Here is a 22,502-nt window from a genome sequence, read left to right on the forward strand (position 1 = left end):
CTTTATGTTCTTTTCAATATTACCATTTTATTATCTAATAATGAACAGAGATGCTACCTGGTGGCTGCGTTATTTCTGCAGCAGAACCCGGTTCTCCTGTGTAGGAGCGGAGTATGGCTGTTGCCGTATTAGCATTTCTCCTGTTTCAGCATTATCTTGCAGGCGACCAAAATCTGGCTTAATGGAATTTCTTATCGAGTATGTTAAGTGCTTCGGACCAGTTTGGATGAATTTCTCTGTGGATAAAACAACAACAACATGATCAAACGCCTGCTTGCTATTTGCTTCGTTTTAATTTCAACGATTGTACATGGCCAAACGAGGCTGAGTACGCCGGTAAGTATACCTTTTACGTTAACCTCACAGGGACATATCCTGATTAAAGCCAGCATTAACGGCGTAACGGGCAACTTTATTTTTGATACAGGTGCCGGGCTGAATATGCTCACCAAAAAGTTTGCAGATAAAGTATCCGGGCTTAAAAAGACCGATGGTTTTTATACCGGACATCGCGCAACCGGTGAACCCATCACAACAGATGTGTGGAGGGCAGATAGTATGGGCATTGGGTCCCTGAGCTTCGCCAACGAGGTGATCTCTATTATCGATATTGATTTTCCTTTTGATGGCTTAATTTCCCTTATGCCATTTAAAAGTAATCCTGTTACGATCGACTATACCCATAAATTATTGATCATTGAATCTGCTGCATCAGCCAAACAGTTACTGAAAGAAGGAAAATCCATTCCTCTGCAGATTTCTGACGAACGTGGCATTACACTGGGTATCAGCACGTACATCAGGCTTGCCGATGCACTCACGCTTCAGATCACATTGGACAGTGGTGCTGGTGCCGATGTATTCCGGTTTAATTCCAGGTATATGGACAAATTAGGAATAGACACTGCGAAAACAATCCATAAATACATTAAAAGTGAGTTCAATCCTTCCGTAGGTAATAATTACTATGTTGCCAATCTGCCTGTTATCAGCGCCCACGAGGGGATTGCGGAAAGGAAGGATTTCAGAGCCACTTTTATCGAAGGGTTGATATATGAAGGCATCACCAGCATTAACTGGCTGGGAAATAAGATAACGATTGATGTACCTAACAAACGATTGATTGTAGCTAAATAATCTGTAGTTTTTGATATCTTTGAAAGATGAACAACGAAGCCTGCACTTAGTGCGGGCTTCGTTGTTTTGTGCTATATACGTCGGCGTTATAGCAGGATCAATAATTTAGCGACAATACGTCTTGCGCCACATTCTTTCCCGTCAACTTCCCAATCTCGCTGTCAAACTCATAATGAATACCGCCATACACTCTTGAAATGGAGGCTTCATTGATCATGGCGGTGAAGCTGGTAAAAGAGCGGGGCGAAAAGCCATCTACCGTTTTCTGGTTATCGGTAAAGGCATAACCATTGCCAAAGTAAGCGGCTAAAATATTGCCGGCAGCACCGGTAAAAGTAGCATGGCCAGAAGTATAGGAGGGGAAAGGCGGTGTGCCAATCAATGCAGACCAGGTGCTGTCTATATGCCGGCGGATATAGGTGATAGGACGAATCAGGTTATACCGGTACTTATATTTCCAGCAAAGGATGGCGGCGTCATTCAATCCTATTCCTACCTGTGCCAGGATGGTGGCTGCTTCCCCGAGATCCAGCTGCTGATCGTTGACCAGCTGCGCGGTGATGGCAATCATGTGGCCCGGAGGAGTGAAGGTTCCTCCACCGTCTGCCCAGTATTGAGCGATGATCGTTTCTTCCGGGGTAAGTGTTTTCCCTTTTTGATAAACAAGATGAGCCGCTTTGTAAAAGGTGGAATTGGTGTCTGTAGAAAATGCAGGTGGTGCAATATCCGGTTTACCTGCTTTCACCAGGGAGCGGTTGTTGCCCCAGTAAGGTAACATGGCACTTTGGAAGAGTGGGGGTGTGGGCACCCAGTAACCCGGACCTACAGGCGGAATATAGTCAGTGGGGAAGTTGTTTAGATAGCCATCTTTTCCTCCGTCACTGGCAGACCACTGGTAGATAGCGGCGGCTATTAATTTGCCATAATTGATGGAGCGGGTAATTATTTCCGGCGCGCAATTACCGGAATGCGCCTGCAGGTTATTGCTTTCCAGCTGTGTCATCAGGGCTACATTAGTAGTGCTGGCGTTGGGAAACAGATTTTTGATGATTTGGGCCATGGCACTGTTGGCGGTAATGGCCCAATTATATCTTTTCCCTCTTTCCGGTGCGGGAAGACGTCCTAATCCATTTAGCTGGCCTCCCAGGGAAGGCGCGCCATTCATTCCGCCCAGCACCGCTTCATGCAGGGTGATGCCGGTATAGGCAATCGCCCTTGCTGCCACCGGTGGACTAAACCCCGGACTTTCTTTTATCAGTTTTAGCTCTAACTGATACCAGGAAACCGGAACCGCCGCATCTCCTCCGGCTAACTGTGATTTTACGAGTAATTCATTTAATGCCGGGAACGTGTTTTGGACCGGCGTCTCATTTTTTTTACATGCCATCAGACTAACAATAAAAAACAGCCCCATGGCACGGGACAACAAACAAACGGTTTWCATTTTTTCTTTTGTTTAGGAGTTAAGGATCAATGGTTAAATACAATCAATCGCTGCAGTAATCAGTTGTCAGATAAAACTGTTTACACGGCGGGGTTTCCAGGCTAATGCTACAATGACCATTTTGAGTTAAATAACTTTCTAAACCAAGATAATAAATGATTACGCAGTCTATTGGCGTAGTCAGGAGACGGGCTCCATCACTTCCCAGGTGCCTTTACTTTTAGCCATATCAATTAACTGTTGTCCGGCTGGCGTCATCCGTCCTTTTTCCATCATCCTTTCCGCCCGGTCCCGGTTAGGCTTACTCCAGTTGCTTTTGGGTTTGCGGGGTGTCATGGTCAGGTAGAAGCTCTCTCCGTCACGTTTTTTAGCTTTACTGTCTATCCAGCCAAAGCAGAGCGCTTCTTCCATCGCATCATTGTAACTTACACCTGGTACTTTACTTTTTTTATGAAACTGGATTAACCAGATTGATTTCTCCACGGGCGTATTTTGTTTCAGCCATTTCCGCCAGTCCTCTCTCGTTTTGGCATAAACAGCCAGTTTCCCGTCTTTCATCTCTGTCATAAGACGACGGCTATAGGCTTTTTCAGGTGCCATGATGGTGGTATTTTCCGGATGTGATGCTGTTTTTGCCATGCTGATTTGTTTTAAAGGGTTTGTTTTAACAAAGATAAAATGGGGGTGTGACAGCCCTATGTCAGGGGTATATCCGGTCGCCTGAATTTTTTTTACATCAGGCACCGCCACATTTTCATTTACTTTTGTAACTGATAGATTTTCCCCTGCCATAGGAGGTATTTCAACAAGATTGTTCACTATTCATGCTCAACTGATACTGATGGATTACATGAAGAAATTAATCGGCGACATTGAATGTCACTCGGTGGAAGGCATCAGCGTATGCTTCTCCAATGGCATTAGTCCAAATGATTATTTTAATAATAGTCCGCTTATTAACGAATTAACAAGCGAGTATACAAGAACACCCAGGTTTAAAGATTGTGTGCGCGAATTTATCAGGGCGGGGTTAAATTTTGATGAAAAGGAGCTACTGGCTGTTCTTTCAGATGACGCAGAAGCACTGGATAAACAACTGGAAGCCAATCCTGCTGCCCTTAAAAAAACATACACCCTGCGTTCTGCGTATACACCGCTGCAGGAGGCTACCTTATTGCATGTATGCGCTGAATTTAATCACCTGGCCTGTGCGGAAGTACTGGTGCGCCATGGCGCAGATATAAATGCCCGTGCCGGAATGGATGAATATGGCTTTGGTGGACAAACCCCCATATTTCATACCGTGAATCAAAACTCCGATAACTCAGCAGATATGATGGAATATCTTCTTTCAAAATCTGCCGACCTGAAAATTACCGTTCCCGGCATTATCTGGGGCAGGGGGTATCAGTGGGAAACCCTCTGCCCCGCGGTTAATCCGATCAGCTATGCCATGATGGGATTACTTCCTCAAATGCACCGGAACGAGCAACGCATCGCAGCCATTGTGTCCCGGCTTATTAAGCAGGCTTATGGACTTGACTATTTGCCTGCAAATATTCCCAATGCCTATCTGAAATAAACGGCCGCCTGTCCCGACTTTTTATTTCTTCTTCTCTATTACTTTCAACACCTCATTCAACTCTTCCCCCGGAGCCGTTACGATATCCGGTTGCACACCTGTTCCTTCCCAGCTTTGTTGGGTGCCTGGCAATGCCGGTGCGGATTCGGAAATAGAAATAAACACCTCATTATTCACAACGAAATATTCGTTATGATTGGCAGCGCCTGCGGAAGACTGACCCACAATTTTTGCCCGGTGTTGCGCCTGCAGCACATAAGCTAATGCCTCTGCTGCGGAGGCGGTTCGTTTATTGAGCAGTATGTACAACGCGCCCTGGTAGGGCTGTCCTGCCGGAAGTACAATACTGCTGTCAATTTCCTTATTGCCTGTCCGTGAATAAAATTCCAGTAGTGGGAGGGCACCTGGCAAAAAATAGCTTTCCAGCACCGGCTTTATTTCACTGCCGCCACCGCCATTATCACGCAGGTCTATGATCAGTGCATGAGTATGGGATACCAATGTCATCGCGGCCTGTAATACGGGCAAACTCTCATCAGAAATATTGATTTGATCCATCTTTATATAGCCGGTATTTCCATTTAATATCTTCACTTCCCGGAAACCATAGTTTTGCTCCCTGGTTTTGGGGCTGTGAAAGAAATCATCTATGCCCTGTGGCTGTTGCTGGGATCGGATCTTCGCTACTTTGTCGGGGTTGTACCGCAAATACAAATGTCCATCCTGACTGAAATTTCGGAGGATAGCGGTGCCCAGCGAATCAAATGCTTTCCAGTCAGCCACCTGACGGAAAGCCCCTGCTTTATATTTTTCCTCAAGATGACGGGCAATTTTTTCTCCTTTATCTGCAAAAACATAATGACGCCTGAGCAGGGCGGCTGCACTATCTATTGCTTTGGCTACTTCCCGTGTGGGCAATCCCTGCTGCGCGTTTACCGATAAAGCGATACAGCAACATCCAAGACAAACTAATCTCTCAATAAACATAAAACGTATTTAGGCTTTAAAGATCGATGCTGCTGTAATTATAAAATAGTATAAAATTAGCGTGTGTTATAATTGTTGAAATTGTTTGGGGAGAAAACCCGTCACCAGTTTGAAGGTGCGAATAAAGTGGCTCTGATCAAAAAATCCGCAGGAATAAGCAATGGCTGTCAGTGACAGGGAGGTCGTCTGCATCATTTGCATGGCCTTACCTATTTTTATCTCCCGTATATATTCCCCCAGCGAACAATTAAAATATACCCGAAAGTATTTGGAAATAGTGACCGGATGAACGCCCAGGATGAGCGACATTTCCGGTAAGGAAAGGGTTTCGTTCCAACGGTCATGCAACAACGTTTTTAATTGCCGCAGCCAGGGTGGCATCGTTTTTTTTCGTGCAGGCGTTGCCGTGAAGACAGGCAGTAGCAGCGACTGAATAGCGGTGTCTGTCAATGTATCTGCAACAAGGCATTCCCTGTATATTTTCAACAACGCATATTTCATCTCCGTTTGTTGTTCCGGAAATTTTTCCAGCACGCTGAATTGTAATCCATGCTGCGCCAGGAAAGTTTCCGGAATCTCAATATTGATATTTTTAGAGGGATGCTGGGTATGGTTGTTTTTATGCCGCTCCCCGCTGTTATAAAAAAGGAGGCTGCCTGCGCTCACTTCCTGTTCTCTGTGGGAGCGCTGCTCCCTGTTGCCACCTTTTATCAGCAGCGAGATGTGATGATGTTCATGGCAATGCCAGCCCTGGTATACGGGCTCCTGATATACTGTCTGGCTTACTATAAGGCTTTCCCGGTGAAACGCGGCATGTGCCTCGCCTAAAAAATTCCCTTCTTTCAATCTGCGCATCTATACTGATTTATATATTATTAGGCTTTAGAAATGTTTTGATAAGCAGAAGGCGTCATACCGGTCCATCGTTTAAAGCTGCGGGTGAAATTTCCAAGATCATGATAGCCCAGCATCCAGGAAATCTCTTTTACCGGGTAGGTGCCTGATTTCAGATAGTTGGTGGCCAGCGATTTCCTGACTTCATCCACCAGTATTTCAAAGGACACTTCCTCTTCTTTTAACCGGCGTTGTAATGTCCGCACGCTCAGATTGAAATTGGCAGCCGTTCCTTCGAGTGAAACGATCCCTAAATGGGAATTTCTTACCAGGTAGTCGTGCACACGTGCACGTAAAGAGGTGGGCTCCACATTCACTTTAATAAAATCACGCAGCAATATTTGTTGTAACCGATGGTTGGCAGTAATGATCCGCTCCTGCCAGTAATGATGATCGAAAGTAACCGTATTTGCACCTGGGGTAATGTTGGGTCTGCACCGAAGCACCCGTTCATATTCCCTCCAATCGGGTACCTGCCGCCAGTAGCCAACATGTGCCGGCACAATTTTTTTCAGTAATAATCCGTCCAGTTCATGGATGAGGAATATCATCAACAGGTCCAGCGTTTGCCTGGAGGTAACAGATTGTTGCCAATCCGTTTTAGCGGGCAGCAGTGTTACGGTAAAAGTATCCTTATGATGGGTAATAGTGGTGGTGAAAGCGGTGGTAACAGTAGGAAGAATAGAAAGCGCCAGTTCAAGGGCATCTCCCACAGTAGCACTGGTTTTGATGACTTCCCCCACAATGCCCAGGGCCGATAGCTGCAGGGATTCACCGAAATGTAATCCAATAAAAGGATCTCCGCTCATTTCGATGGTGTTTAACCACAACTGCCCTATCTGTTCTGGTGAAAACAATATCGATGCATCGTTCACCATTTCCCACTCAATGCCGGCCGCCCTGCATATCTTTTCAGGCGACAGGTCCCGCTGGGCTGCATAGGCCAACATACTCAGTGCGAGTTGCTTTGAATGATTTTCCATGATGATAATTTTCCAATGATCCAGGTGGCAGCAAAAGACAATCAAATGGCGCTTAAAGATAACCATTATCACAACGCGGCAACGGATCTTTACTTCATAAAAAAAACACGATGTCTTTCCTTACAACAAATGATGGAACAACACTTTTTTATAACGACTGGGGCCAGGGTAAACCTGTTGTTTTCGTACATGCCTGGGGGATGAATTCCACTTTCTGGCAATACACCATGATCTATTTCCGGGCGCAGGGTTTGCGTTGTATCGCCTGCGACAGCCGCGGACATGGGCGGTCCGATGATCCTGGCTATGGCTATGATTTTGATACCCTGGCAGATGACCTGCATTGTCTCCTGGAAAAGCTGGACCTGCAGGATGTTACCCTCGTGGGGCACAGCATGGGAGGGGGAGTAGTCCTGCGCTGTTTCAGCAGACATGGCAGTTCCGGCAGGATTTCCCGGCTGGCATTACTGGGCGCTGCAGACTATCTTCCCAAAGCAGGGGATAACCCCGAAGGTATCGATATGAGTCAGTTAAATAATTTCCTGGCCACTATTTCTACTAACTACCTTGGTTGGCTATATGAAAATATAGATCCTTTTTATTTGCCCGGCACCTTCGGCGTATCGGCCGGCACTATTCGATGGACGATCGACATGATGCTCCAGACATCGATGCTGGCAGTAGTTGATTGTCAGCAACAGGTCATCACCACGGACTTCCGGCCCGAAGCCTGCGGCATCACTATTCCTACCCTGATCATCCACGGCGATAAGGATGCTTCCATTCCTTTTCGTTGCGGGCAGACGTTTCATAAATTGATTACCGGCAGCATTTTTAAGCCTTATCGAGGTGCACCGCATGGACTGATAATTAGTCATGCGGATCAGGTCAACAAAGACCTGTATGACTTCATAGGTACGTCCTGAACACCGGCTATTTCATGGAGCATGTTAGATCGATAAGCAGCCTACTTTTTGGTAAGTTATTGATTGAGGGAGTGATCCGGTCTACCTTCATCTCCATAAAATATTTATCAGCATATGAAAACATTACTGACGATTACCATTTTCTTTATCCAGTTATCATGTATGAATGCTTTTGCACAAACCAGTCCGTCAAAAGCCTCCGACAAAAATTATTCAACAGAAATTATCCGGTATAATGTGCCGGCAACAGAACGGAGTAATTTTGAAAAAGCATACCAGGACGCCGGGCAATACCTGCAGGCATCTCCCTACTGCCTGGGCTACCAGGTTATTCATGGCAATGAAGAACCCAATCATTACATCGTGATCATTCACTGGACTTCCCAACAGGATCATTTGCAGTTATTCAGAAAAGAGAAGGGCTTCTTTGCTTTTTTTAACCTGGTAAAACCTTTCTATAATAATATAGAAGAAATGAAACATTATGATCTTACGCCCAACAAATGGACAAAAGGATAAACCGTTTTATAGCCTTTGCAGCTGCCTTCTGTATTGAATGAAGTAATATACCAGCGGTGTCAGAAATGATAATAACATCACCGCAAATAACCTCATTTCCTGCTGTTCAAAAATGGATACTCCTATAAGGATGCCTACTATCATGGGCAGCAGGAAAAATGAGAGCAGAGACAGGAATGTGTTTGTTCTCACTATCCTAAGCCTGTTGAAAAAAATGGTGAGCGTTGAAAGCGCCATGCAGACTGCGCAAAACACAATTACTATATGGCCCAGACCATACAGCTCTATCTCCCTGCCCGCGATTTCCACTATTTCCAGCCACAACAGTGAAACAACAGTACAGCTGATCATCGTGGATAAGACAGTCCTTAATACAATTCCTTTCAAACCAGGTGCTTCCATGCTTGTTGGTAGATTAAACAGTAATAAATATACGCTTGCCTGCTAAAAGGGAGCAGTACTAATTGTTCCTGCAATTAATATTATTTTATTGTTTTAGATAAAAAAATATTATCTTAATATTGAAATTACGTTAACTTATACAATCGATTGAAATTCCTATTTCTAAATTAGCCCGTAGACCAAAATTTCTGAACTGTAATTTGAATTAAAACCCTTCAAAACAAATGCTATGATTAAGCGCTACACTGTACTGGCGGCGGGATTGCTATGTCTCGGCGGTAACCTCGTACAAGCCCAAAACAAGCCTTACCCACAGGCTATTAATTACCCCAATTGTATTAAACCTAATAATGTTACACAGGCAGCTATGAACGCCAGCGTGAGCAGTTATTATGACTATTGGAAATCCAAGTATCTGAAAAACAACCTGAGTTCCCTGTCAGGTGGTTATTATGTAAAAGGCGACATTACGGGTGGCGCTGATGGCTATACGCCACTTGGTTCTTCAGAAGGACAGGGATATGGAATGGTCATCACTGTATTAATGGCGGGCTACGATCCTAATGCCCACGCTATTTATGACGGGCTATTTAAAACAGCGCGGGCTTATCGCAGTTCCGAAAACAATAACCTCATGGGTTGGGTGGTAGCTGATAACGCCACTGCACAGGGACATTTTGATTCTGCCACAGACGGCGACGTAGATATCGCCTATTCGCTCATCCTGGCCCACTATCAATGGGGTTCCGGTGGTACCATCAACTACCTGAATGAAGCGAAGAAAATGATTAACAGTGGTCTTAAAGTCAGCAACGTTACTACCAACAACCGCCTTAATCTTGGTGACTGGGATACCAAGAGCGCGCTGAACACACGGCCGTCAGATTGGATGATGAGTCATATGCGTGCCTTTTACCAGGAAACCAATGATGCTACCTGGTTGAATGTAATCAATAACCTGTATGCTGTATTTACCCAATTTAGTAACGCTTATTCTCCCACCACTGGCCTGATTTCAGACTTTGTAGTGAAGAATCCGCCGGAACCCGCTCCAAGAAACTACCTGGACGAATTCCCCGAAACAAACGAATATAATTATAATGCCTGCCGCGTGCCGCTGCGTATTGTGATGGACTATGCATTATATGGTTCCACAGATGCATTAGCAATTTCCAATAAAATGGTGACCTGGATCAAGTCGAAAACAGGTGGCAATCCTGCCAGCATCATAGACGGTTACAAATTGAACGGAGGTAATACCGGCTCAAATGCAGAAGCGGTATTTGTTGCTCCCTTTGTGGCAGCATCTGTTACCAGCAGCAGTAACCAGGCTTTCCTGAACAGTGGCTGGAACTGGATGAAAACCGCTAAGTCGGGCTATTACAGCGACTCTTACAGTCTCTTGTGCCAGCTCTTTATTTCCGGCAACTGGTGGAAACCGGAAGCAGGTACACCGGGCAACCAGGCACCTGCGGTATCTATTACCAGTCCGGCTAACAACGCCACCTTTACCAGTCCGGCTAATATCGCCATCACCGCTACCGCCTCAGATAATGATGGAACGGTGAGCAAGGTGGAATTCTTTAATGGCAGCAGCAAGCTGGGAGAAAGTCTTACTTCCCCTTATAGCTTTGCCTGGAACGGTGTCACTACAGGTACTTATACCATTACGGCCAAAGCCACTGATAACGCCAACGCCGTGACTACCTCACAAGCGGTGAATGTTTCTGTGGGGTCAGCTCCTGCCTGTGTGCCAGCTACCGCCAGCAGTGATGATGGCAATGTGGCCGCCAATGTATTGGATAATAACCTCAGCACCCGCTGGTCTGCCAGTGGTGACGGGCAATGGATTCAATTATGTTTGGCCAACAGCGTGAGCGTAACCGGAGTGGAAATTGCTTTTTATAATGGCAATACCCGGAAAGCGAAGTTTGATATACAGCTGAGCACCAATGGCAGCAGCTGGACCACCGCAGCAAGTAACCTGGAGAGTAGTGGCAGCTCTACTGCGCTGGAAACATTTAACATCACGGCAGCTACGGCCAAGTATGTACGAATTCTTGGTCATGGCAACAACGTAAATGCCTGGAACAGTTATACAGAAGTAAAAGTGAAAACAGCTACCTCCGGCGCCAGGATGGCAGCAGCAGCGAATGACAAAGAAGGTACGCCTGAGTTGAGACCGATGCAGATAAAAGTTTATCCTAACCCTGTAGTACATACGGCTACCATTACTTTCAATGTGAAAGAAGCCGGATTTGCCAACCTGGGCGTGTATGATGCAGCAGGTAAACGGGTAGCACAGCTCATCAACGAGCAAATACCTGCAGGTACACAGAAGACTACTTTCAATGGCGGAGGTATTCCGGGCGGTGTGTATATATTAAGATTGGTACACAACGGAAAGGTAACGACGACTAAACTGGTAAAAGAATAAGCAGCTATCATAAGAAACGCCTTGTAATGGGAGCTCCATTACAAGGCGTTTTCCGTTAAGGATATTAACAGATATCAGGGAAGTTTAACCGCTATTTTACTTAACAGTTGTGGTGTGTTCATGACACTGTAGTCATACTGATAAATTCCATCTTTGGCGCTAACCAGCAGGCGGTGCTGGTTTTCAAAAGGGATCACATCAAAAGTTTCTACTCCTTCCACCAGTTTGGTGGTAACGATATGGTTAACATCTGCAGCATTCAGGAAGCGAAGACCATAAGTCCCTTCACATATGAAAAGTTTCCCGTGATCGATACCCAGGCCGAACGGATTTTTCATGTCAACACTGCTTAGTTTTACCGGGCTATCTACATTGCTGATATCAAATACCTGTAACTGGTTGATATTACCGCCGCAGTTAGTACCACTTCTGATGGTAACATATGCTTTGTTGCCTTCTACTACTACCGGATCGCAGGCCCTGAAATGCGTGACCTCAGAACGTTTTTGCGGTATAGCCGGGTTGGCGATATCGTAAATATACATGGCGTTGCGACTGCCAATGAACAGGTATTGGCCATAAGGGAAAATGGTTTCAATACCGGAGTTGATTGTCTGTGAGTGCTTGAATACAGGGTTAGCCGTTTCCGCAAGACTAAACGCTCTTAACTCCGTCCAGTTAACGGTATAGAGGTAATCTTTGAGAATGGTAAAACGGGCCATGGACCCACCTTTGCCGGCGCCTGCAGTCTGACTGCTATATGCCTGGGAGGCGGCGACATTGGAAAAGAGGAGCTTATCTCCACCAAATTCTTTGGTGCAGTCGTAAGTATAGGTGGTATCCCTGGCAGTATAACCTACTACCATACTGTCTGAATATTGCTTCCAGCCGAGTAGCATGCCACTGGCGTCTACCGGGTAAGTCATTACGCCGGGCAGCCGCTTTATAAACGAAACATGACGGGGATCGCTGATATCGAATACAGTAAGATCCGAATAGCTATCGGCATAAAGAACGTTGCCTTTTATGGCCATATCCACATTCCCTATCACTTTCACAAAAGCAATATTCTGCGGAGAGGCAGGGTTGCCGTTGTCTATAATGTGGATACCTTCATAAGGCTCACTCACAAAAATATATTGATCTTTAACATAGATCTTGCCCGTCCTGTTAATCTCTCTGGGGCCGCCGGATGTAGCGGATGCCCAATAGTCTTTGATCGACATCAGGACTGGCGTGTATACTTTTGTAAATACGGTTTTGCTGCACTTATCCTTTACACATCCACTCAGGGCCCATACCGTAACCGCCATGAGGGAGAACTTGATCAAAGTAGAAATATGCATAAGGGTAGGGGGTTTTCCCTTTAAACGGAAACTTCGGAAGAAAAGTTACAATAGTGGTCTCCCGGTAGTTACCTTGATAATTTCATTGTTTCCCGGCAGCTGTGGGTGTAGAACGCGTCCCCCCGTTACTAGTCTTTTTTCATTTTTTTGAAATGATTGAAATGTACAAAACATGGCATTCAAACTACCAATGGTTTCTTCGCTTGCAATTTAGTTTTGCTGTAGAAAATAAATCATGAGGCCCGCCATCAATATTCAATCAACAAATAAAAAATGAAGAAGACAATTGCATTATCAATTCCGGGTATGCTGGCTATCGGCCTGCTGGCCTCCTGTTCGCAGGGGCAGCAGGCTGGTGCTGCTTACGATCCATCTCCCGGAGAATACCCGGTATATACCCTTCAAACAGGTACTGCCATTATCAGATCAGTATATCCTGCATCGCTGGAAGGACAACAAAACATTGARATACGGCCCAAGGTGGATGGCTATATACAACAGATTTTTGTAGACGAAGGCTCGCTGGTAAAAAAAGGACAGCTACTGTTTAAAATCCACGCCCCGCAATATGAGCAGGAAATGCTTGCGGCTACAGCGGCTATCAAAAGTGCTACAGCAGAAGTAAGTGCTGCGCGCCTGCAGGTAAGCAATCTGTTACCACTCGTTAAAAAAGAGATTGTAACGAACACCGCGCTCGAAGCGGCAACATATAACCTGCAGGCAAAAGAAGCTGTGCTGGCGCAGGCGAGAGCAGGTTTGGTGAATGCGCAAACCAATATTGGCTATACTACTATTCTTAGTCCGGTGACAGGAATTGTAGGCGCTATTCCCAATAAAACAGGCAGTCTGGTGAGCTCCTTATCACCGGTTCCATTGACGACAGTTTCTGATACCAGGAACATGTACGCTTACTTTTCTTTTGATGAAAAACAATTTCTCGAATTTTTTGCAAAATATCCTGGTGCTACGGTGGAAGAAAAGCTGAATCATCTTCCTCCGGTAACGCTGGTACTTACAGATGGTACCACGTATGGGGAAAAAGGTCATGTGGAAACGGTGAACGGCATGATTGATAAAAAAACAGGATCGGTTAGTTTCAGGGCCACCTTTGCGAATCCTTCCGGCATGCTCCGGAGTGGCGGTAGTGCCACCCTGCAAATCCCACTTCAACTACCCGCAGCGTTACTGTTACCTCAAAAAGCCACTTTCGAAATGCAGGGCAAGAAACTGGTGTTTGTTGTCGATGAAAAAAACAGGGTGAGAAGTGAGGAAGTAAAGGTGATGGACCTGGCTGCAGGTAACAATTACATCGTACAAAGCGGCGTCCATGCCGGTGACCGGGTTGTAACGGATGGAATGGACCAGCTCAGGGACAGTATGCTCATTAAACCAGGATCTTCTACTATTAAATAAGCGGCATGTTAAAGAAATTTATTGAAAAACCGGTACTCTCTACGGTGATATCGGTCATCATCGTCATCCTGGGATTGTTGGGATTATATGCTCTTCCTATTTCACAATATCCGGAAATTGCGCCACCTACGGTAGAAGTCAAAACGGCTTTTCAGGGTGCCAATGCGGATGTGGTTATGAACAGTGTAATTGTTCCGCTGGAAGAACAGATCAACGGTGTGGAAAATATGGCTTACATGACTTCCACGGCGGGGAATGATGGCAGTGCCGTGATTACTGTTTACTTCAAGCTGGGGACTGATCCTGATCTGGCGGCCATCAATGTGCAGAACCGTGTTACCAAAGCCACCAGCTTATTACCGGCAGACGTGATCCGTTCGGGAGTAACTACCAGCAAAAAGCAAAGCAGTCTCGTTTATATTTTTGAGATTTATAGTAAGAACAAGGCATACGATCAGAATTTTTTGCAGAACTATGTCAGTATTAACCTGATGCCACCACTCAAAAGGGTGAATGGTATTGGTGATGCATTCATATATGGCGCGCAGGATTATGCGATGCGGATCTGGCTTAAACCGGATGTTATGGCGGCTCATGGCCTGATGCCGCAGGATGTTATCGCCAAGCTGGCGCAACAGAATATTGAAGCAGCCCCGGGTAAATTCGGAGAAAACGGTCTCCAGGCATTTCAATATGTGATCAAGTATAAAGGGCGATTGAAAACCGCTGCAGAATTTGATAATATCATCGTCCTCGCGTCCGACAAGGGCGGCCTGATACGGCTGAAAGATATTGCCCGCGTAGAAATGGGAGCTTTGAGTTATGCGAGCACCTCAAAGGTAGATGGATACGATTGTACGGCGATTGCCATCACGCAATCTGCCGGTTCCAATGCACACGATCTGATTCAGCAATGCGAGAAGATCTTAAAAGAAAGCGCGAAAGATTTTCCCGAAGGAATATATTATGCGCCGTTCCTGAATGCCAACGAATTTTTAGACGCCTCTATCGAAAAGGTGATTCGTACATTGGTGGAAGCATTCATCCTTGTTTTTATCGTTGTATTTATTTTCCTGCAGGATTTCCGGTCCACATTGATTCCTGCGATATCCGTTCCGGTGGCCATTATCGGCACCTTCTTTTTCCTCCATCTTTTTGGGTTTACGATCAACCTGTTAACCCTGTTTGCATTGGTACTGGGCATTGGCATTGTGGTGGATGATGCCATTGTGGTGGTGGAAGCCGTGCATGCCAAGTTGGATCAGGGAGCTACATCGGCAAAGAAAGCGACGATGCATGCCATGCGGGAAATCAGTGGGGCTATTGTGTCCATTACACTCGTGATGGCGGCGGTGTTTGTACCGGTTTCTTTCATCAAGGGCTCTGCTGGTGTATTCTATAAGCAATTTGGATTAACACTGGCTATTGCGATTATTATTTCCGCCGTGAATGCGTTGACGCTTAGCCCCGCATTGTGTGCTATTTTTCTTCAGCCACATGAACCCGGTGAACAGCCACAGAAAGGGGTGTTGCGGCGTTTTTACGCCGGGTTTAATACTGCCTTTACCGCTATGACGGGAAAGTACAAACAGTCGGTTTATTGGCTGATCAGGCGTAAATGGTTGGTGATTCCTATTATAGGGGTGTTTGCAGGGACTTGCTGGTTGCTCGTGAAGACGACCCCCACAGGCTTTGTGCCCAACGAAGATGGGGGCGCTATTTTCGCGGATATCATACTGCCGCCATCCGCCTCGCTGGAACGTACTACCGCTTTAGCTGACGAGGTAGACAGCATTGCCCGCAGTATTCCTGAAGTAGCATCTTCTGTACGGCTGGCTGGGCAGGATTTAATCAGTGGTCCCGGAGGCTCTTATGCGGCGCTTTTCATTCGTTTGAAACCCTGGGCGGCACGCAGTCATAAAGGACAGGATGTAAACAGTATTGTAGGCCAGCTTTTTGGCAGAACGGCACATATCAAAGGTGCGAGAATTATCTTCTTTGCATCCCCCACGTTAATGGGCTTTGGCAATACGAATGGTTTTGAGTTATCACTACAGGACCGCTCTGCAGGTGACCTTAATCAGTTTGGTGGTGCAGTGTACCGGTTTTTAGGTGCATTGAATCAGCGGCCGGAAATTTTATATGCCACCACCTCTTTTAATAACAGCTTCCCTCAGTATGAGCTGGAAGTGAATGTGGCCAAATGCGAAGAGGCCGGCGTGGATGTCAGTACTGTATTAACAACGATGCAGGGATATTACGGCGGCATCTATGCTTCGGACTTTAACCGTTTTGGTAAACAATACCGGGTGATGGTGCAGGCAGAGGCATTTTACAGGGCTACACCAGAAAGTATTCATCAGATCATGGTACGGAATGTGGCCGGTAGAATGGCGCCTATAGCTGAATTTGTTACGCTTAAGCGGGTGTATGGTTCGGAGTTTATTAACCGCTTCAACCTGTTTACTGCCGCCGGCATCACCGGTGTACCTAAACCGGGTTATAGTTCCGGAGATGCCATCAAAGCCATACAGGAGGTGGCGGCGCAAACACTGCCTAAGCAATATACGTACGAATTTTCCGGTTTGAGTAAAGAAGAAATCGCGAGTGGTAATCAAACGGTATTGATCTTTTTGCTATGCCTGGTGTTTGTGTATTTCCTGCTGAGCGCACAGTACGAGAGTTATGTACTTCCTTTTGCGGTATTATTGTCGCTGCCTATCGGGCTTGCCGGTGCGTTCTTATTTGCCCGGTTATTTGGTGTAGATAATAATATCTTTTTACAGATTAGTTTGGTTATGCTGATTGGGTTGCTGGCCAAGAATGCGATCCTGATTGTTGAATTTGCGCTACTGCATCGCCGCAGCGGAGAAGATATGATCCAGGCAGCAGTAGCCGGTGCCGGAGCACGACTAAGACCTATCCTGATGACCTCCTTCGCTTTTATTTTTGGCCTGATGCCACTGATGCTGGCAACCGGTGCGGGCGCTGTGAGTAATCGTTCCATTGGCACGGCTGCCATCGGAGGCATGCTGACGGGAACCATCTTTGGCATCTTCGTAGTGCCGGTACTCTTTATTTTATTTCAAACATTGCAGGAGCGCATAAGCGGTGTCAGTCCAAGGCCTCCTGCTTCCCCGCGTGACGCACACCATAAATTTATTCAAGCATGAGTAATAGGAACGCAACATATACTGGTATCGTGATCATTATATTCACCGTACTATCCTGCCAGGTAACGAAGCCATATCAACAGCCGGCGGCTGCCGATGATCCCAAAGACCTGTTCCGTGACAAGGCGGCTGCCGACAGCAATAGTATGGCCCGGATACCCTGGCAAACTTATTTTAATGACACCACGCTGCGGGCCTTCATTGCAGCCGGATTGAAAAATAACCTGGATCTTAAAGTAGCGATAGAACGAATGATGATAGCCCGTGCGGAACTGCAAAAAGGAAAAGCCGCCTTTTTGCCTGCTGTCAACGCAACCGCCGGCGTACGTCCATCTATAATAGCCTATACCCAGGGGTTTGGATTTGTTACCAATGCTACGCAGTATGATGTGGGACTTAATGCCTCCTGGGAGGCGGATATCTGGGGTAAACTCCGCAGTGCCAAACGGGTGGCTGTTGCCGGATTACTGCAAAGCGAAGCGGCTAAAAGGGCCGTGCAAGCCCAGTTGATAGCCGACATCGCGGGTAATTACTACCAGTTGCTGGCTTTGGATGATCAGTTAGACATCCTTCAGAAAACGGCTATTAACCGCAGCGACGATGTTGCCACGATGAAAGCATTGCAGGCATCGAATATCGTTAATGGGGCGGCTGTTGTGCAAAGCCAGGCTAACTACTATGGCGCGGAAGTAGCTATTCCGGGCGTGAAAAAAAGGATCCGCGAAACGGAGAATGCGCTCAGCGTGTTGCTGGGCAGGAATCCCGTCGCCATAGTCCGCGGTACCCTGGCCTCGCAGCAATTGCCGACGGGTTTGAGTACGGGGATACCGGCGCAACTGCTGGCCAATCGCCCCGATGTAGCGCAGGCGGAACTGGCATTCAGGGCGGCTTTTGAAAACACCAATGTGGCACGGACTTATTTTTATCCGGCACTGAGTCTGACTGCCGCCGGAGGCTTTTCCAGCTTTGACCTGGCTGGCTTCTTTAGTAACATCAACCTGTTTGGTAATATTGCCGCCGGCATTTTGCAACCGGTATACAACAAAGGTATTAACAAAGCCAGGCTAAAAACAGCGGAGGCACAGCAACAGATAGCGCTGTATAATTTTCAGCAATCCCTGTTGGTGGCGGGACGTGAAGTATCTGATGCGTTGTACGCTTACCAGACGGTGGAAGACCGGAAAGCTAACCGGCAACGACAAATCCAGGCATTGGAAACAGCAGTTGATTTTACTAAAACCTTATTGAGATACAGTACCACTACTAATTACACCGATGTACTGACTACCGAACAAAACCTGTTATCTGCTCAGCTTGACCGTGTCAATGACCAGATGGAACAGTGGATGGCGGTGATCAGTCTTTACCATGCCCTTGGAGGAGGTTGGCAATAATATTTAGTAATTTAAAGTCCGGTAGCTTAAATTGAACGACCACATGAAACATAAAAAACTGCAACGTGAAATCAAAACACTGGCTCCCGAAGTCTTTAAGAAATTGCATATTATTTCGGAGACAGTTGATTTGAGCAAAAGCATGGGATGGGATGATTTTTTTATTCATGACCTCAGTTCCAAAGAATTACAGTTAAAATATCCGCTGCCTCCACACCGGAAAATCGTCAACGATCTTATTTATATTCACAAGGGGACAACCGTACGGAAGTCGAATACGGACCTCCTTGTTTCTGAAGCCAATATGCTGACAATTGTGCCTGCACTCACCATTACAGAAACATTAAGTATGGATGAACAGGCAGAAGGCTATTATCTTCATTTCTCTGATAAATTTATCATGAGTAGCGGTTTGGGGGTAAAGGACCTGGTCCGGTTAAAATCTACGTGGCCGGCGCTGTTGGGTTTAGATAACGCCCATGCGAAAATTATTTATCGGATGCTGCAACGCATAGCGCATTTGTATCAGAAAAAGAAACAGGATGATTTAATAAGATTGTACCTGCTGACACTTTTCAAGGAGATTGAAATGTATAGTCTGCAAAACAGTACGGTGTTAAAAAATAAACCTGATATCACCGTGGAGAAGTTTAAAACTTTAGTGTCCAAAAATTTATATGAACATAGAAGTGTGACCTACTATGCGTCTTTATTGCATATTACACCGAATCATCTGAATAAATTAATCAAGAAAAACACAGGGATGCCTGCTATCTCATTAATTAACCAGATGATTATTTTAGAGATAAAAGTGCTGTTATTGCAAACGGATTTATCGGTGAGCGAAATAGCTTTCGGTATGAATTTTAGTGACGTATCTTACTTTAGCAAGTTTTTTTCAAAGCATACCCATACCAATCCATCTGCTTTCAGGAAGATGATTGAAGCGTATAAAACCTGATTGTTAAATGATCTTATGGCATAAGTGTATCTTATCTGAATTTAAAATATTATTTTGTGAAGAAGCCGTATAGTGCAGGCGACAATAATCTTTTAATGACGGCGAAAGCCTTTTGTTGCGAACCAGTCCTTTTAGTAAAAAACCACTCAACAAACATGACCCAAAGAAACATTTTCCTTGTCCTTTTTCTTATTGTAATTAACTCCTGTAAAAGTCAGACTCCGCCTGAATTTGTAGGGCAGCATTCATATGACCTGAGTAAGCTGGATACTACGCTGGACGTCAAAAAATTTTATTCAAAAGCCCTGGTAGAAGGGGAGAACTGGGCGCAATTCAAAGATACCAAAGAAAGATACCAGCATTCTTTCAGGCGTGATACCTCTTATGGTCCTAACGAGCGTGGAGATGATGAGGATACGGCTGTTAAATACATTGTTTATAGTCATGTTAGTTCTTCGGTTAGCGACAAGCTGGCTGATTGGAATGGTACCAACTTTAATAAGCTGGATATGATTGCCAATAAATTTAATAAACTGATGGCTGTTGGTGCGGTAGCCGAAGAACGTGATCAGAAAGTCTATGAGGATCTTTTGAAGGAACTGGATGAGAAATTTGGAAAGCATACCACTGTCCACAAAGATTTTTTTGGTGATGTAACGATTAACCTATGGCAAACGGATGCACTGGAAATTCAATTGGTACCGTATACTAATGATGGGAGCAATACAATGAAAATTGTTGTTGACAACAATGGCGCCTCGCAGGAAAAAGCAGCGCCCGTATTTAATTTTTTCCTCTATATTTTTGTAAAACAGTATAAGGAATTAGATCATGGAAGGATAACTATGGGTGATTTTACACGATGTAATTAAGCGTAGGTTGTTTATTATTGCAAACTAAGCAGGTACCAGGTAATATATAACTCATGAAAATTAAAGCAATCATCACCGGCTCAACGGGCATGGTAGGAGAAGGGGTATTACTAGAATGTCTGCAACATCCTGATGTAGAAGAAGTCCTGGTCATCAACCGGAAGCCGGGCGAGATATCACATCCGAAGCTGCGCGAGATTATTCATTCGGATTTTTTTAACCTGGGGTCTATTGAGCCGCAGTTGGCGGGATATAATGCCTGCTTTTTTTGTCTGGGTATATCCTCTGTGGGTATCAGCAAAGAAGTGTATCAGCACATTACCTATGACCTTACCCTGAGCGTAGGAAAGGTGTTGGCAAAAGTTAATCCGGAGATGACCTTTTGCTATGTAACTGGTGCCGGTACAGATAGCAGCGAAAAAGGAAGTGTGGCATGGGCACGTGTGAAAGGTGCTACCGAAAATGCGTTGATGCAGTTATTCAAACGGTCGTATATGTTTCGCCCGGCGTTTATGAAAGCATCCGCGGGACAGAAGAATTTAAAATCTTACTATAAGTATTTTGCCTGGGTGTATCCCATTGGCCGCGCACTTTATCCTGCCGGCTTCTGCACCTTGAAGGAGGTAGGACTGGCCATGATCAAGGTGGCCAGTGCAGGATATCACCAACGGATTGTGAATGTGAAAGACATTGTGGAGCTGGCAAAATCCTGATGCCGCCATCAAAAATAAAATATCCCGGAGACATATAACAAGCCTCCGGGATATTACGTATATACCTGGCTGTTAGTTAACTATTCCCTTCTCTCTTTTCAGTGCAAAAATTTCTTCCACCGCTTTTGGGTAACCCCCTGCTGCTTTAAAAGAGTCGCTGATCTTTCGGATATTTTCAAGGTAGCCAGGATCATTGACGACTTTTTCCACCGAAGCACTTAATATTTTAGGGGTAAGCTGGTTGGCATCGAGTGAAATGGCAGCGCCTAACGTTACCGCTTTTTCAGCAAGTACGGGCTGATCTGCTCCCAGCGGGATTGCCACAAATGGTGTATTACTGTATATTAAATCACTGATACTATTCATGCCGGCATGCGTGATAGCCACATCAGTATATGCTAAGACCGCTGATTGTGGTACATAATTCCTGACGATGAAATTTTCGGGAATATCATAGCCGGAAAGATCTACCTGGTAGGCGGCCATTACTACTACCACGTCCTGATCTGCAAAGCTGTTGAAGAAAATGGGGTAGAGGGCAGGGTTGTAATTGCTAAATATTGTACCCAGTGAAATGTAAATCACTTTCTTATTTTGTAAGCGCTCAAAAGGAAAATCCATGTTTTCTTTTCTCGCATAAATGGGTGGCCCTACGAATTTGAAGCTGTCATCAAAGTATTCAAGGTCTGGCGTAAAATATTTGGAAGTATACACGAGGTTGATATCTCCTGTATTGTAAATCATCTGCATAAAATTTTCCGGTAAGCCCACCGAATAAGTATCATGGAGCTTTTGAGAGGCCGCTGCATAAGTTTTCAGCATCCCTTCCATACCCGGAAAGGCTTCATGCGATTGATTCATTTCTTCCATAAAATCCCTTAAACCGGCAAATATGGCCAAAGAAGATACCGTAGGGATTTTCAGCAGTGGTGCTATCACTTTTGTAAAAGGAAAGGCGGCAGAATGGATGAGGTAATCAAATGATATCCCTTTGATTTGATCCAGGATGTCTGCTATGATTTTATCTGCGTCTGTAAGTATCCGGATCAGTGGATCATCTGCATTGTCATGGTCTTCACTATCCATTTTAAAAATATTCATATCTGCTGAGTAGGCGCGGAATTCGGCGCCTGTGGCCACTATCTTATCTTTGAATTCGTCGGCCGCGAAATAGACCACCTCTTCGCCCTGGTTAACCAGCTCACTGATTAATCCCAGGGTAGGGTTAATATGTCCATGGGAAGGAACACCTAAAAAAAGCACTTTTGACATAGAGCATCTGTTAATTAGTTAGTAAGGTAGACGAACCAACTGCTTTT

19 protein-coding genes are annotated in these 22,502 nt (G+C 45.4%); 12 read left to right on the forward strand and 7 right to left on the reverse strand.

Annotated features, from left to right (window positions below; genetic code table 11):
- The first annotated feature begins 258 nt into the window (after nucleotides 1-258).
- A complete protein-coding gene (locus AC1DP6_RS26450; protein ID WP_477057541.1) occupies nucleotides 259-1,137 on the forward strand; it encodes a retropepsin-like aspartic protease in 879 nt (292 codons plus the stop codon).
- Nucleotides 1,138-1,234: 97 nt separating this feature from the next.
- Here the strand turns inward: AC1DP6_RS26450 and AC1DP6_RS26455 are convergent, their stop codons facing one another.
- Entirely contained in the window at nucleotides 1,235-2,524 is a 1,290-nt protein-coding gene (locus tag AC1DP6_RS26455; RefSeq protein WP_477057542.1) for a vanadium-dependent haloperoxidase, read from the reverse strand.
- A 237-nt stretch (nucleotides 2,525-2,761) separates the two neighbouring features.
- The gene (locus AC1DP6_RS26460) at nucleotides 2,762-3,220 is read right to left on the reverse strand and encodes a YdeI/OmpD-associated family protein (RefSeq protein ID WP_477057543.1); all 459 of its coding nucleotides are present in this window, start codon (nucleotides 3,218-3,220) and stop codon (nucleotides 2,762-2,764) included.
- Between the two features lie 211 nt (nucleotides 3,221-3,431).
- Here AC1DP6_RS26460 and AC1DP6_RS26465 point away from each other — a divergent pair, with 211 nt between their 5' ends.
- Complete coding sequence (locus AC1DP6_RS26465; protein ID WP_477057544.1) at nucleotides 3,432-4,163, forward strand: ankyrin repeat domain-containing protein; 732 nt, start codon at nucleotides 3,432-3,434, stop codon at nucleotides 4,161-4,163.
- Between the two features lie 21 nt (nucleotides 4,164-4,184).
- On the opposite strand, the gene AC1DP6_RS26470 is transcribed toward AC1DP6_RS26465, so the two are convergent.
- From AC1DP6_RS26470 to AC1DP6_RS26480, 3 genes are all read right to left on the reverse strand, one after another.
- Nucleotides 4,185-5,150, reverse strand: coding sequence for a S41 family peptidase (locus tag AC1DP6_RS26470; protein ID WP_477057545.1), 966 nt, complete (start codon nucleotides 5,148-5,150; stop codon nucleotides 4,185-4,187).
- Between the two features lie 66 nt (nucleotides 5,151-5,216).
- Nucleotides 5,217-6,005, reverse strand: a complete 789-nt coding sequence (locus AC1DP6_RS26475; RefSeq protein ID WP_477057546.1) for a helix-turn-helix transcriptional regulator — start codon at nucleotides 6,003-6,005, stop codon at nucleotides 5,217-5,219.
- Between the two features lie 20 nt (nucleotides 6,006-6,025).
- Nucleotides 6,026-7,027, reverse strand: a complete 1,002-nt coding sequence (locus AC1DP6_RS26480) for an AraC family transcriptional regulator (RefSeq protein ID WP_477057547.1) — start codon at nucleotides 7,025-7,027, stop codon at nucleotides 6,026-6,028.
- A gap of 110 nt (nucleotides 7,028-7,137) precedes the next feature.
- On the opposite strand from AC1DP6_RS26480, the gene AC1DP6_RS26485 reads away from it, so the two are divergent.
- The 4 genes from AC1DP6_RS26485 (at nucleotide 7,138) to AC1DP6_RS26500 (ending at nucleotide 11,311) form a co-directional block, all read left to right on the forward strand.
- Nucleotides 7,138-7,953 (forward strand): alpha/beta fold hydrolase, encoded by an 816-nt coding sequence (locus AC1DP6_RS26485; protein WP_477057548.1) that lies wholly within the window; start codon nucleotides 7,138-7,140, stop codon nucleotides 7,951-7,953.
- Between the two features lie 114 nt (nucleotides 7,954-8,067).
- Nucleotides 8,068-8,472: an antibiotic biosynthesis monooxygenase family protein gene (locus tag AC1DP6_RS26490; protein WP_477024373.1), complete on the forward strand. Its 405-nt coding sequence runs from the start codon at nucleotides 8,068-8,070 to the stop codon at nucleotides 8,470-8,472.
- 130 nt (nucleotides 8,473-8,602) lie between these two features.
- Entirely contained in the window at nucleotides 8,603-8,920 is a 318-nt protein-coding gene (locus AC1DP6_RS26495) for a hypothetical protein (RefSeq protein ID WP_477057549.1), read from the forward strand.
- A gap of 183 nt (nucleotides 8,921-9,103) precedes the next feature.
- On the forward strand, nucleotides 9,104-11,311 hold the full coding sequence (locus tag AC1DP6_RS26500; RefSeq protein WP_477057550.1) for a glycosyl hydrolase family 8: 2,208 nt from the start codon (nucleotides 9,104-9,106) through the stop codon (nucleotides 11,309-11,311).
- Between the two features lie 74 nt (nucleotides 11,312-11,385).
- On the opposite strand, the gene AC1DP6_RS26505 is transcribed toward AC1DP6_RS26500, so the two are convergent.
- Entirely contained in the window at nucleotides 11,386-12,657 is a 1,272-nt protein-coding gene (locus AC1DP6_RS26505; RefSeq protein WP_477057551.1) for an LVIVD repeat-containing protein, read from the reverse strand.
- A gap of 273 nt (nucleotides 12,658-12,930) precedes the next feature.
- Between AC1DP6_RS26505 and AC1DP6_RS26510 the strand changes: the two genes are divergently transcribed.
- The 6 genes from AC1DP6_RS26510 to AC1DP6_RS26535 all read left to right on the forward strand — a co-directional run bounded on the left by AC1DP6_RS26510 (nucleotide 12,931) and on the right by AC1DP6_RS26535 (nucleotide 21,183).
- Entirely contained in the window at nucleotides 12,931-14,070 is a 1,140-nt protein-coding gene (locus tag AC1DP6_RS26510; protein WP_477057552.1) for an efflux RND transporter periplasmic adaptor subunit, read from the forward strand.
- Nucleotides 14,071-14,075: 5 nt separating this feature from the next.
- On the forward strand, nucleotides 14,076-17,243 hold the full coding sequence (locus AC1DP6_RS26515) for an efflux RND transporter permease subunit (RefSeq protein WP_477057553.1): 3,168 nt from the start codon (nucleotides 14,076-14,078) through the stop codon (nucleotides 17,241-17,243).
- Nucleotides 17,240-18,637 (forward strand): efflux transporter outer membrane subunit, encoded by a 1,398-nt coding sequence (locus AC1DP6_RS26520; protein WP_477057554.1) that lies wholly within the window; start codon nucleotides 17,240-17,242, stop codon nucleotides 18,635-18,637. The genes AC1DP6_RS26515 and AC1DP6_RS26520 overlap by 4 nt, the downstream gene beginning before the upstream one ends.
- A 43-nt stretch (nucleotides 18,638-18,680) precedes the next feature.
- On the forward strand, nucleotides 18,681-19,598 hold the full coding sequence (locus AC1DP6_RS26525) for a helix-turn-helix domain-containing protein (RefSeq protein ID WP_477057555.1): 918 nt from the start codon (nucleotides 18,681-18,683) through the stop codon (nucleotides 19,596-19,598).
- Nucleotides 19,599-19,753: 155 nt separating this feature from the next.
- Nucleotides 19,754-20,470 carry a hypothetical protein gene (locus AC1DP6_RS26530; protein WP_477057556.1) on the forward strand — a complete coding sequence of 239 codons (717 nt, stop codon included), beginning with the start codon at nucleotides 19,754-19,756 and terminating at the stop codon, nucleotides 20,468-20,470.
- A 53-nt stretch (nucleotides 20,471-20,523) separates the two neighbouring features.
- Nucleotides 20,524-21,183: a Rossmann-fold NAD(P)-binding domain-containing protein gene (locus tag AC1DP6_RS26535; protein ID WP_477057557.1), complete on the forward strand. Its 660-nt coding sequence runs from the start codon at nucleotides 20,524-20,526 to the stop codon at nucleotides 21,181-21,183.
- 72 nt (nucleotides 21,184-21,255) lie between these two features.
- On the opposite strand, the gene AC1DP6_RS26540 is transcribed toward AC1DP6_RS26535, so the two are convergent.
- Complete coding sequence (locus AC1DP6_RS26540) at nucleotides 21,256-22,455, reverse strand: macrolide family glycosyltransferase (RefSeq protein ID WP_477057558.1); 1,200 nt, start codon at nucleotides 22,453-22,455, stop codon at nucleotides 21,256-21,258.
- Between the last annotated feature and the right edge of the window lie 47 nt (nucleotides 22,456-22,502).

It is taken from the genome of Chitinophaga sp. 01L420, assembly GCF_056399985.1.

Excerpts from the sequence above, each read along its gene's own strand:
- AC1DP6_RS26450 (WP_477057541.1), top strand. The coding sequence starts at position 259 with ATGATCAAACGCCTGCTTGCTATTTGCTTCGTTTTAATTTCAACGATT.
- AC1DP6_RS26455 (WP_477057542.1), bottom strand. The coding sequence starts at position 2,524 with ATGGCATGTAAAAAAAATGAGACGCCGGTCCAAAACACGTTCCCGGCA.
- AC1DP6_RS26460 (WP_477057543.1), bottom strand. The coding sequence starts at position 3,220 with ATGGCAAAAACAGCATCACATCCGGAAAATACCACCATCATGGCACCT.
- AC1DP6_RS26465 (WP_477057544.1), top strand. The coding sequence starts at position 3,432 with ATGAAGAAATTAATCGGCGACATTGAATGTCACTCGGTGGAAGGCATC.
- AC1DP6_RS26470 (WP_477057545.1), bottom strand. The coding sequence starts at position 5,150 with ATGTTTATTGAGAGATTAGTTTGTCTTGGATGTTGCTGTATCGCTTTA.
- AC1DP6_RS26475 (WP_477057546.1), bottom strand. The coding sequence starts at position 6,005 with ATGCGCAGATTGAAAGAAGGGAATTTTTTAGGCGAGGCACATGCCGCG.
- AC1DP6_RS26480 (WP_477057547.1), bottom strand. The coding sequence starts at position 7,027 with ATGGAAAATCATTCAAAGCAACTCGCACTGAGTATGTTGGCCTATGCA.
- AC1DP6_RS26485 (WP_477057548.1), top strand. The coding sequence starts at position 7,138 with ATGTCTTTCCTTACAACAAATGATGGAACAACACTTTTTTATAACGAC.
- AC1DP6_RS26490 (WP_477024373.1), top strand. The coding sequence starts at position 8,068 with ATGAAAACATTACTGACGATTACCATTTTCTTTATCCAGTTATCATGT.
- AC1DP6_RS26495 (WP_477057549.1), top strand. The coding sequence starts at position 8,603 with ATGCCTACTATCATGGGCAGCAGGAAAAATGAGAGCAGAGACAGGAAT.
- AC1DP6_RS26500 (WP_477057550.1), top strand. The coding sequence starts at position 9,104 with ATGATTAAGCGCTACACTGTACTGGCGGCGGGATTGCTATGTCTCGGC.
- AC1DP6_RS26505 (WP_477057551.1), bottom strand. The coding sequence starts at position 12,657 with ATGCATATTTCTACTTTGATCAAGTTCTCCCTCATGGCGGTTACGGTA.
- AC1DP6_RS26515 (WP_477057553.1), top strand. The coding sequence starts at position 14,076 with ATGTTAAAGAAATTTATTGAAAAACCGGTACTCTCTACGGTGATATCG.
- AC1DP6_RS26520 (WP_477057554.1), top strand. The coding sequence starts at position 17,240 with ATGAGTAATAGGAACGCAACATATACTGGTATCGTGATCATTATATTC.
- AC1DP6_RS26525 (WP_477057555.1), top strand. The coding sequence starts at position 18,681 with ATGAAACATAAAAAACTGCAACGTGAAATCAAAACACTGGCTCCCGAA.
- AC1DP6_RS26530 (WP_477057556.1), top strand. The coding sequence starts at position 19,754 with ATGACCCAAAGAAACATTTTCCTTGTCCTTTTTCTTATTGTAATTAAC.
- AC1DP6_RS26535 (WP_477057557.1), top strand. The coding sequence starts at position 20,524 with ATGAAAATTAAAGCAATCATCACCGGCTCAACGGGCATGGTAGGAGAA.
- AC1DP6_RS26540 (WP_477057558.1), bottom strand. The coding sequence starts at position 22,455 with ATGTCAAAAGTGCTTTTTTTAGGTGTTCCTTCCCATGGACATATTAAC.